Genomic DNA, 10,300 nt, shown 5'->3' with positions numbered 1-10,300 from the left:
CAATTCGGTGGCCTGGTGAAAACGAGCTTCCGGTTCTGATCGGAAGCTCGCCGGTCAATCAGGCCCACAGCTGCCAGGGCGCCCGAAGGTGCCCTGGCCTGTCCTCAGACAATCCAGTTGAACTGATTGTTATTCATCAGATCGAGAGCGGCGGCTCCAGTGCCTTGAACAACGGCAACCAGATCGTCTCCCCGGCTGATCCCCGCTTGACCATCCTTGTTGTAATAAATAGCAGTTGCGATGACATTGCCAACGCGGTAGTTCTTGTCAAGCTCGTATTCGCCCATCTCGTAGCAGCGAAGGGTGATTTTGTCGCCATCTTCAAAGTCTTGAATGCCGGCATAGCTCTTCTTGCCGCCGCCCTTATTCCCTTTGTCCAGGTAGTAGACGCCGCCATCGAAATCGCCCAACACGAAGGTGTCGGCACCAATGCCTCCATAGAGCGCATCCACTTCACTGCGGCCAGGTTTTTTGCCGGCAGCGTTGACACCGATCAGAGTGTCATCGCCACCCAGGCCACGCAGAACATCGCTCCCGCCTAGCCCGATCACGACGTCTGCTGCTTCAACGCCGATCAGAATGTCGTTGAAGCGAGTGCCGACTGGGTTCGCTTGCTCAAGTCGCGCACCGCGGTGATCGTGTCCGTTGTCGTCTCCGTGGTCGTGGTCAGCATGCCTCGAGGAGGACTGAACGGGCATGAACGTGAGATTGCGCATGAGCCAAGGTGAGTTGAGTCTCCATCATAGGTGCCCTAATGGAGACTTAATGCATCATGCGGAATCCAATACAAAATGATGTGAGCCCCGGTCACTCGTACTGGGGCGGTCGTTTCGCGTCGGATCAGCGTTATCCAGGAGCGTGCAATGGCATCGACCAACCGGCGCTACTGAGGTGCGTTTTGTGGTGCTGTTGATCCTTGTTGGGAGGTTGGCGCTGTAGGGCTGTGATGCTGCGTACCAGGACGGGCGGGCTTGCGATAGCTGCCTGAACCGCCACCACCGCAGGCCAGGGTTGGCGAAGCAGTCGCCACCAAGCCGACGAGAAGAGCCAGGCTGATGTTGCGGATGACGTTCATGGTCTCAGTGGTGATGGGAGGACGGTGGGCTGGGATGTTCTGAGCAGGGCATCCAGAGATCGCCCATGGCGTGCACGCCTTCGCAGCCGAGTTCGCGCGCTTTCTTCAATGCCACCTGTTTGCTGGGGTAAGCCATCAGCTGCTCCTGAGCGGCGCCGCTGCTGTGGTGGTGTTGTCCATGCCCCGGACTGAACGACCAGATCCCCATGGAGCTCAGGCCGGCGACGACGACGCCCATGCCGACGACGCAGGCATTGACTACGCCCATGCCCACGACACCAAGGCTGAACACACCCATGGGCACCACGCCGATGCTCACCACGCCCATCGGCACGACGCCAATCGAAACGATGCCCAGCGGAGCAATGCCGACGGCGATCAGTTTGGGCGGTTCACCGCAACTGCTCATGCTCAAACTCAGTGGTTGTGTTGAGGCTGTCCGTTGGATTGCCCGTGGGTGGCACAGGGCATCCATTGATGGCCCATCTGATGGGCACCAGTGCAGTTGAAGTGCTTCTTCGCGGCGGCCTCGGCTTCTGCCTTGGTGGCATACATGGCCGGCACCCCACCGGTGTTCGCCTGGGCGACTCCCAACAGCTGAATGCCTGAGGCGATAGCGATCAGACTGAAGAGATGTGGAAGCCTTTTGACACCAGGACGTGGTGGCATGGACATTGCGAAGACAGCAGAACCGCAAGCTAGTCCAACTCTCCAGTGCGCAGGAGCCAGCGGAGTCTTAAGTGGTCAGATCGTCACACGCTGGGCTTCCTAAGCTGATGGGAGATTCCCGTTTCTGGAGGGTTGTTGCATGGAGGCTCCGGCTCTGCGGATCGGACAGGTGGCCCAAGCCGCGGGTCTGTCGGTGAAGACCGTGCGCTTCTACAGCGATGAAGGATTGATCCACGCCAGCAGCCGTTCTCAGGGCGGTTATCGACTCTTCGATCCCACTGTGGTGGCGGAATTGAGCCTGATCCGGGCCCTGCGGGCTATGGATGTGCCCCTACCGGAGCTGAAACGCATTCTCGATGTGCGGCGATCAGGCCATTGCAACTGCAGCGCTTTGAAAAGCAGCATTCAGACCCGCATTCAATCGATTGATGAGCGACTGACGGAGCTGGTGTCGATGAAAGCCGAACTCGCTCAATTGTTGAGCTCCTGGCAGGAGTGCGGCGGCGTCAAGAAAGGGTGAAGTTTCGACCAGTTTCAGCATCTAACATCTCACTCTCATTGAGCAAAGGAAGCCCTCAAAACCCTACTGAACATCGCTCGTTGTTCAAAGCATTTCCGATGTCGGCTGCCACGGTTTAGTCCAAGCTTCTGCCTTCCCAGCCATCAGAGTTGCTGCAGCCATCGCAGCAACGCCTGGCGTTGTGGCTTAGCCAAGGCGAGGAACGCCTGACGGCTTGCCTCGGCTTCTCCGCCATGCCAGAGGATGGCCTCTTCCACACTGCGAGCACGGCCGTCATGCAGGAAGGTGGCTTGCGGGTTGATCTTCTGGGTGAGGCCAAGGCCCCAGAGAGGCGCCGTGCGCCACTCGCCGCTGCTTGCCCCCTGCTCCGCCACGCCGTCATCGAGGCCCGAACCCATGTCGTGCAGCAGAAGATCCGTATAAGGCCAAATCGTCTGATCGCGGATGGCTTGCACCACAACATCCGATTTTGATCCGGTCTCCAGGGCTGGCACATGGCAGGCGGCGCAGTTCAGGTCCTCGAACAGCCGCTGACCGTTCCGCACAACAGCACTGCTGGCAGGCATGGCCGTACGCGGTGCACCCAGGGTCTGGCTGTAGTAGGTGACCAGATCGAGCTCCTGGTTGCTGATATCCGCTGGTTGTCCTGCGCGATCGAGATTGTTGGAGGGGGAGGCAGGCGTGGTCAGCCCCATGTCCTGCTGGTAGGCGTCGGCCGATTGATCGCGAACACTGGCTGAGATCGCCTTCCAGCCGAAGCGCCCCAGGCGGCGCTGGCCATCGGCGTCAGAGAGCCAGTGAACACGGCCGGAGATGCCATCGCCGTTGGCGTCATCGGGATCGGCCAGGGCCGTGATCGTGCTCTTGGGCACGGCCTCCAGTAAGCCAAGGCCCAGCAGCGGCGGGGCCACGCGCAGGGATCGCGACATCGATGCGGATAACGGTTCACCATCCGGGCTGATCACGGCCACATCGGGCGCCCGCAACCAGGTCGCTCCGCGGCGAACGGGTCGCCACTGCACCATCACGCTGGCTTCCGGCTCGGCCCCGAGAACCGCCTTGTCCTGGATCTGGGGACCGAAACCCGCAGCCTCGACCACCCTCACCAGGGCCTCATCCGTGATGGCGCGACCACGGCCATTGCGCACATGACAGGCGACGCAGGATTGAGCAACGAACTGCGGCCCCAGACCAGATCCCGCATGACCGATGAGGGGCACATGGGTGCGATCGAACACCAGATCCGCAGCGTCGTGGCGAGCCTGCTCAGCGGCCGTGAGTCCGCCGGCCGGCTGTTCAAACGATGCCGATGTGCGGTTGGCCACGGTCATCGCGCCCGCGGCTTGCTGAGGATCCGGGCGCTCGCGCACTCCAAGGGCTGCCACACCCACCACCAACAACAAGCCAAGACCAACCAGAACCAGACGTTGACGGAACCAGCGAGCGATGGGCGGCAGCGGCATGGATCAGGAGAGCTTCTCGGCGGCCTGTTTCAGCAGTGTGACCGTGCGATCGGTGCCCGCCATCACCGCCTCGATCTGTTGGCGTCCAGCCGGGTCGGTGATGGCCGTGTTCAACTGCGCTGGCAATGAGCGTGCCCCGGCCTGGGCCTCATCCAGGGCCTTTGCAATGAGCTGCCGAGTTGGGCGTCTCGACTCTGAAGCAGCTGGATCAGACCGGACCGCTGCAGCGCTTCGCTCACACCAGCTAGGTTGGCCACGATGTCGGCACGGGTGTTGTCGCTGTAAAAGCTCTCGAGATCGCTCTTCTTGCGGCTGTCCAGGGGGGCACCCAACTTTTCGTCGGCCACTTCCTCGAGGGTGCCCACCATGCCCTGCAGGATTTCCGCCACCGCTTCTTCTGGTTTGGCTTTGAACGCAGCGCCGAAGCCCTTGGGTCCATCCCAGGCGGCGGCCAATCCCTTGGCGTTGGTCGCTAGATCAGCACCTGCCTGGCGCAGGTAGGTGAGCTGCGCGGCACTGAGCTGACTCGCTTCAGGGCGACTTCCCTGCGTGCCATAGAGCACGGCCTCGATGCCGTGGAATCCCTTGGCCGTGGTGGTGAGCTTGGCAAACAGCTCCGGAGTGAGTGCACCTGATGCCAGGGCGCTGCGCAGATCCTTCTCATTCACCGGCCAGTCGTCGAGATTGCCGTCAAAACCGCCGCTCTCAGCCGGACCGAAAGCCCAGGATTCGCCGGTTTCCCAGGTTTTGCGCACCTGTTGCCACGCTTTGCGGGCAGCCTCGAGCTGCTCGGTGCCAGGGGCGGCGGCGAGTGAGTCCAAGGCAGCAGACAAGCGTTCACTGTCCGCAACGAACCGTTGATAGTTGGGCAGCACCACCTGGCTCACGAACGCATCCGCCACCTGTTGCGGGCTGGAAGCCCCGGCCTGATTCGACGGCTGACAGGCCGCCAACAGCAGGGTGAAGCTGAGGGCGGCTGGCGCCAGGCGACGGACAGAACGCATCAGGCTTCTGAGATCTGGCTGCAGTGTTGCCAGTAGCGGGGCCTCCAAGGGCCCCAAAAGCAACCGCGGGCTGTGCCTTTTGCCACCAGCGCAGGTTCGGAACTCACGCGCGTACGAAAAAGCACAGCCTTGGCTCACCCTGGACACGGCGCCGTGACCGCGGCCCCCATAAGGTCCACCAGACTCCGGACCGGCGTCCCAGCGGGAATCATTATCATTCAAACCGCTGTGGTGCCCTCTGGCTCCGCCCCCTCAATTGGTGTGAGGACCATGAACCTGTTCCAGAAGCTTCTTCTGGCGCCTGCTGCCCTTGGCTTGATGGCTCCATTGGCTGTTGACGCCAACCGGCCTGCTTCCGCCGCTGATCTCAACATCGCTGGCGTCAGCCAGTACGGCTCAAGCGCCGACCAGGTGACGTCGATCACCCAGTTCTCCGACGTGCAGCCCACCGACTGGGCTTATCAAGCACTGAGCAACCTGATCGAGCGCTACGGCTGTGTGGCCGGCTACCCCAACGGCACCTACCGCGGCAGCCGTGCGATGACCCGCTATGAAGCGGCCGCCCTGCTGAACGCTTGCCTCGACCGGATCACCGAAGTGACCGACGAGCTGAAGCGCCTGATGAAGGAGTTCGAAAAGGAACTCGCCGTGCTGAAGGGCCGCGTGGATGGCCTGGAGGCCAAGGTTGCTGAGCTGGAAGCCACCCAGTTCTCCACCACCACCAAGCTGAGCGGTCTGGCCACCTTCGTGCTCGGTGCCAACGCCTTCGGCGGCAGTGCCAGCCGCCTGGTGGATGCCGCCAAGCGCGACTACGGCGCCACCACGTTCAACTACGACGTGCAGCTCACGTTCGACACCAGCTTCACCGGCAACGACTTGCTGCGCACCAACCTGCGGGCGGGCAACTTCGCCGACAGCAGCTTCGGTGGCGCAGGCCCCAGCAACCTCTCGCAGCTGGAGGTGGCCTTCCAGGAAGACCTGGGCAATGCCGATGGCGGCGATGTGATCGCCATCGATCGCCTCTTCTATCAGTTCCCCATCGGCGACTTCACCTTCACCCTCGGGGGCGTGGTGGGCCAGGAGGACATGCTCGCCATCTGGCCGAGTGTCTACCCGGCTGAAACCGTGCTGGACGTGCTCACCCTCGGTGGTGCCCCAGCTGCCTACAACAAGAACCTCGGCGCCGGTGCCGGTGTCTGGTGGCAGAAGAACGGCTTCGCCGTCAGCGCCAACTATGTGGCCGCCAATGGTGACGTGGGCAATCCAAATGAAGGTGGCATCGCCACCGATGGGGCCGGCGGCACCGGCACCGTGCAGATCGGCTACACCGCGGAGCAATGGGGCATCGCCGCCATCTACTCCTACATCCAGAACGCCAACGACCTGATCGTCTACGCCACCAACTTCGCCCTCGACAGCTTCGCCGTACCGGGTGACACCTCAGCCGTGGGCCTGAGCGCCTACTGGCAACCGTCCGAAAGCGGCTGGATCCCCTCGATCAGTGCCGGCTGGGGCATCAACTCCACCAACTACGACACCAACAACGAACGGGGCCTGGTGAGCACCAGCCAGTCGTGGAGTGTGGGCCTGCAGTGGGACGACGCCTTCAGCAAAGGCAACGCCCTCGGCATGGCCGTAGGTCAGCCCACCTTCGCCACCAGCCTCAAGGGCGGCGACACACCTCGCGATGGCAACTACGCCTGGGAGTGGTGGTACGAGGTCCAGGTGACGGACCACATCGCCGTGACCCCGGCGCTGTTCTATCTGAGCCGGCCGCTGGGGGGTGATACCCCCGATGGCCGGAGCTTCAACCAGCTGGGGGGCCTGATCAAAACCAGCTTCAAGTTCTGACGTTCAGTGCCGATGTGCGGCTGGATGCTCGGCGCAGGGCATCCACAGATCGCCCATCGCATGCACGCCCTCGCTGCATCGTTGCAGCGTTCGGGGAGGTGAGGGCGAGCAGAAGCTGACGCCCCATACAACGCAGCGCACGTCATCAAGAGCCCTGGGTGACGGCCCGGGGCTTTTTGCTGCACCAATGGCCCTGCATCCACAAGTTTCTCCAGGCCTTGCTACGACGGAATCAGATGCCCCGGCGCCATGGGACTGCTCTACGAACTCATGATCGAGACAGCTGACGCCACCACCACCGTGCAGATCGAGGCCAACAGCAAGGAAGAAGCACTGGAAGCTGGGCAGGAGCTCTATCCCGGTTGCAGGCTGGTGCTGGTGAAACCGGAGCCAGGCGAACAGCTCTAAGCAAAAACGGCCAGGCAATCAAAAACCCCCGAGCAGTGCCCGAGGGTCCTGAACCAATCAACATTCCAATGGCTGTAGATGGTCGAAGCTGCTGGCGTTGGCGCCTGGGGCCGAACGTTCCAGGTGTGGGCTGTTTTGATCTCCTAGGGCACCTAAGGCGGTGCAAACGGAGTGTCGATCAGTCAGGCGCACAGGTTGAGGACCTTCCTCTTGCCCGGCTGAACGACCTGCCCACGGTTGGGTGAAGACTGTTGGAGCAGGGGCCTGCAGTCAGCGTGCTTCCGGCTGGTAGCGCGGTGGCGTGTCGTCCATCCGGGCGCCTCCTTGGTTGATGCACACAGAATCGCCCCGCCGCTTGCGCTGGGCAATCGGGATTTACACGCATTGCCTGGAGGGCTGAGCGGGAGCAGTGTGGGTTGTTTGGCCTCGGTTCTCAACGCCAGAGCACCATCCGCGGCGGTTGGGGTGGCTGCCATTGCGGACCGCAGGGTGTCCAGCCCTCTGAGCGGGGTTGGCGCCAGAGCGCAACGGCCTTCTCGCGGCTGAGCCACTGGCGGCGTTTCAGCAACGGCGCGGCTTGATCGCTCAACCACTCACCACTGGTGATCTCCAGCTCCCGTTGCCAGCGGTCCCAGATCACCGGCTTGAAGTGCAGCACCCTGCGGCCATCACTGAGCCAGCCCTCAGCCGGAGCTGACGGGATCTTCTGACCCTTCTGAACGAACACCCCTCAGCCCACCTCCGGCGCCCAGCCCCGTTGGCGAACCATGTCATCCGTCCAGCCCTGGCAGCGGCGGATCAGGTGCTCGCCCTGGGCGATTTGGCCGCGGTGGAGCTGGCAGGTGAGCACCGGGATGCACTCAGCTCCGGCGTGGTGCCTAAACCAGTGGCAGGTCATGCAGACCTTGCGGCTGCGGCTGGGGCGCAGCACGCCCTCGTCCAGATACGGCCAGGCTTCGCAGTCACTGCTTGCAGCCACCGCGGTGGACCGGATTCGAGACGCAGCCATCAACCCTCTCCATGCGTACGCCTGTACTAGCAGGAATGAGTTGGGTTGTGGAGGGGCTTGCTGATTGGCTCCAGATTCGCCTGCAAAGGAGCCCCGGGCCATGGGCACCCGGGGCTTTTGAGCCCGTGGATCCTTGGCAATCCACGACTCCTCGGTCATGGCTCAGATCTGCTGCGGAGCGCAAGGCCTGTCGGAACCCTTTGGGGCCTTTCCCCATGCCCTTTGCTCACTTCGATTCAGCGCTTCTTCTCCTGGCTGCGTTCTTCGCTGCCGCGACCTCAGACCTGCTCGACCACCGAGCTCGGGCCCTTTGGGCTTGACCACGCCTTTGCAGCCTTTGAGCAGGGTGACTGGCTGGCGGAGCTCGAACTGCTCCAACTCGTCAATGCTTTGCAGCGCAGTGCCATCAGCCGCGGCGGCTACGACGGCCGTGCGTTCGATCTGATGTTCGCCATCGCCGATGTTCTAGAGGCGGATCACGGCTGGAGCTTTGAGCAGTCCGATGCCTGGCTCGAGCGCATGGGGCTCTGGGAGGAGGAGGTCTGAGGGTTCACACCCCTTCCCAGTGTTTTCAGGCCAGCCGTTGACGCACCGGTTTCGCCCGGTGCGTTTTTTGTTGGCTGCGTGCGCTCTTGACGCTGGGCTCCAGTAGGTGGGCAGAGAGAGCTGTGGCTTCGCTCATGGCGTTCTGGCAGTGATCCAGGTGGTACTGAACGGGTGAGTTCGGGCTGGGGAACTTTCGCCGCCAGTGCTGCCCGGCTTGGAACAAGCTGGGCAGCTGGTCGCGAGCTTCCCTTCCGGTGGCCCAGGAGCAGTGACGGGTCGATTCCATAGGCGGGATGCAGGTGTGCCCCCATGGGGCTGATCGTGCATCCGATCGCTTGGATCCGGATGCACTGGTGGCTACCCAGGTCGGCCCTGTCGACCCCTGTCCAACCTCCTCTGATTAGGGCCGGATTCGGGGCTGAATCGGGCCCGTTTTCGCAGGTTTTGTGCACATCTTGCGCACAATGGCCCAAAAACGGCCACAAAAAAGGGCCCTGAGAATCGCCGAGAGCCTTTCTGCTGGAATGGATCGGGGCGACAGGATTAGAGGGGCTAGTCGTTGGAAGGGGATGGGAATGAATGCCTGTAACGGCTAGCTGGAGTCGTGGAATTACGAATCTCCAGATGAATCCTAGACCCTGATCCTCCCTCGGGTAAGCAGGTATGGGTTGTATTGCTGTGGCCGAAGATCCGCCGACTGCTAACTCGTTAGTCTTAAGGAGAGCAGACGTGGGTTGATTCGTGTTGCAAGGTGCGACAGAAAAGTCATTGCATTCTGTCCCTCTTTTTCTGGAGAAAGCTGCAGGTTTTTCTCCTTCCGATCCAGTGGTGGTGACCTTTTATGGTGGAAATGGCAGTCGGCACCTCCGCTGGCGGTCGAGGAACCAAGGGGGTGGTGCTCAGCCTGTTGTATGGAGCAACAGCATTTATGAAGAGGTAGCCAGTAGGTTGGGTGCCGAGCTACGCGATGGTCGTCAGCTAGGTTTCATAGCTGCTTATGGCGGCTCAAAAAAGAATCAAATTACGCATCTGAATGCCCTGCGCGCTGAAATCGACCTGCCGGATAGCCATGAGTTGCAGCGGCAGGTTTACGCGGCGGTGGAACAGCGCTACGGGATTCGGTTCACGCTGTTGGAGACGGGTGGTAAATCGATCCATGCCTGGATCCCTTTGACTACGCCAATTGCAGCGGATCAATACCGTTCAACTTCGGCTATGTGGCACGAGCTCATTGTTGAGGTCGCTAAGTGTTCTGTCTCAGCAGGTTGTTCAGTAGCCAATGAGGTGTGAGGTCGCTACCGGTTGAGGTGTCACCGCCCAACCGAGACCTCACGCCCCATGCATACACACGCCAACGCTCGCCTGACGCAGCGAGGCCGGCTGCGATTGGTTTCTCAACACCTGAACCACCACCGCTCCCTGGCTGAACTGGCTGCAGAAGCAGGGATCAGCCTCCGCTGTGCCTACAAGTGGCTGGCCCGCTACCGCTCAGGTGGGGCAGCTGCACTGGTGGATCGACGCAGTGTTCGCCGCACCCAGAGGTGGACGCTTGATCCGCAGCACCTGCAACGTGCCGTGGAGCTCAGGCATCAACGCCTGCACCTGCGCCACATCGCCCGGCTGCTGGCGGCTCCCTTTTCCACCGTGGCCAGGGTGCTTAACCGCCTTGGACTCGGGCGGTTGCGGAATCTCGAGCCCAAACCCTGGTTGACCGACACATCTCAGCCGCGAGATTCATGTGACTGCCAGCAGCGG

At 61.9% G+C, this 10,300-nt stretch carries 14 protein-coding genes; 6 read left to right on the top strand and 8 right to left on the bottom strand.

Going from position 1 to position 10,300, the window contains the following annotated elements:
- Positions 1-104 precede the first annotated feature (104 nt).
- From H9532_RS02975 to H9532_RS02965, 3 genes are all read right to left on the bottom strand, one after another.
- Positions 105-716 (bottom strand): hypothetical protein, encoded by a 612-nt coding sequence (locus H9532_RS02975; protein WP_296365686.1) that lies wholly within the window; start codon positions 714-716, stop codon positions 105-107.
- A gap of 363 nt (positions 717-1,079) precedes the next feature.
- On the bottom strand, positions 1,080-1,484 hold the full coding sequence (locus tag H9532_RS02970) for a hypothetical protein (protein ID WP_296365684.1): 405 nt from the start codon (positions 1,482-1,484) through the stop codon (positions 1,080-1,082).
- An 8-nt stretch (positions 1,485-1,492) separates the two neighbouring features.
- Positions 1,493-1,630 (bottom strand): hypothetical protein, encoded by a 138-nt coding sequence (locus H9532_RS02965; RefSeq protein WP_296365689.1) that lies wholly within the window; start codon positions 1,628-1,630, stop codon positions 1,493-1,495.
- Between the two features lie 253 nt (positions 1,631-1,883).
- Between H9532_RS02965 and H9532_RS02960 the strand changes: the two genes are divergently transcribed.
- A complete protein-coding gene (locus tag H9532_RS02960; RefSeq protein WP_296365682.1) occupies positions 1,884-2,264 on the top strand; it encodes a MerR family transcriptional regulator in 381 nt (126 codons plus the stop codon).
- Positions 2,265-2,407: 143 nt separating this feature from the next.
- On the opposite strand, the gene H9532_RS02955 is transcribed toward H9532_RS02960, so the two are convergent.
- Positions 2,408-3,727 carry a di-heme oxidoredictase family protein gene (locus tag H9532_RS02955; RefSeq protein ID WP_296365680.1) on the bottom strand — a complete coding sequence of 440 codons (1,320 nt, stop codon included), beginning with the start codon at positions 3,725-3,727 and terminating at the stop codon, positions 2,408-2,410.
- 110 nt (positions 3,728-3,837) lie between these two features.
- Positions 3,838-4,731 carry an imelysin family protein gene (locus H9532_RS02950; protein WP_296365677.1) on the bottom strand — a complete coding sequence of 298 codons (894 nt, stop codon included), beginning with the start codon at positions 4,729-4,731 and terminating at the stop codon, positions 3,838-3,840.
- A 270-nt stretch (positions 4,732-5,001) separates the two neighbouring features.
- Between H9532_RS02950 and H9532_RS02945 the strand changes: the two genes are divergently transcribed.
- Complete coding sequence (locus H9532_RS02945) at positions 5,002-6,582, top strand: iron uptake porin (protein WP_296365675.1); 1,581 nt, start codon at positions 5,002-5,004, stop codon at positions 6,580-6,582.
- Positions 6,583-6,585: 3 nt separating this feature from the next.
- Here the strand turns inward: H9532_RS02945 and H9532_RS02940 are convergent, their stop codons facing one another.
- Positions 6,586-6,723: a hypothetical protein gene (locus H9532_RS02940; protein ID WP_296365673.1), complete on the bottom strand. Its 138-nt coding sequence runs from the start codon at positions 6,721-6,723 to the stop codon at positions 6,586-6,588.
- 108 nt (positions 6,724-6,831) lie between these two features.
- On the opposite strand from H9532_RS02940, the gene H9532_RS02935 reads away from it, so the two are divergent.
- Positions 6,832-6,990, top strand: coding sequence for a hypothetical protein (locus H9532_RS02935; RefSeq protein ID WP_296365670.1), 159 nt, complete (start codon positions 6,832-6,834; stop codon positions 6,988-6,990).
- A gap of 433 nt (positions 6,991-7,423) precedes the next feature.
- On the opposite strand, the gene H9532_RS02930 is transcribed toward H9532_RS02935, so the two are convergent.
- Together H9532_RS02930 and H9532_RS02925 are read right to left on the bottom strand one after the other, a co-directional pair.
- Entirely contained in the window at positions 7,424-7,717 is a 294-nt protein-coding gene (locus H9532_RS02930; protein WP_296365668.1) for a DUF1651 domain-containing protein, read from the bottom strand.
- A 3-nt stretch (positions 7,718-7,720) separates the two neighbouring features.
- Positions 7,721-7,999, bottom strand: a complete 279-nt coding sequence (locus H9532_RS02925; RefSeq protein ID WP_296365666.1) for a galactose oxidase — start codon at positions 7,997-7,999, stop codon at positions 7,721-7,723.
- Between the two features lie 222 nt (positions 8,000-8,221).
- Between H9532_RS02925 and H9532_RS02920 the strand changes: the two genes are divergently transcribed.
- The 3 genes from H9532_RS02920 to H9532_RS02910 form a co-directional block, all read left to right on the top strand.
- Positions 8,222-8,545, top strand: a complete 324-nt coding sequence (locus tag H9532_RS02920) for a hypothetical protein (RefSeq protein ID WP_296365664.1) — start codon at positions 8,222-8,224, stop codon at positions 8,543-8,545.
- A gap of 741 nt (positions 8,546-9,286) precedes the next feature.
- A complete protein-coding gene (locus H9532_RS02915; protein WP_296365661.1) occupies positions 9,287-9,835 on the top strand; it encodes a hypothetical protein in 549 nt (182 codons plus the stop codon).
- Between the two features lie 48 nt (positions 9,836-9,883).
- On the top strand, positions 9,884-10,300 hold a 417-nt coding region (locus H9532_RS02910), incomplete at its 3' end, for a leucine zipper domain-containing protein (protein WP_296365659.1).

Source organism: Vulcanococcus sp. Clear-D1 (assembly GCF_014654725.1).
Lineage (GTDB): Bacteria > Cyanobacteriota > Cyanobacteriia > PCC-6307 > Cyanobiaceae > Vulcanococcus.
Note: the sequence above shows the minus strand (reverse complement) of the source record. Positions and strands in the feature narration are given on the sequence as shown.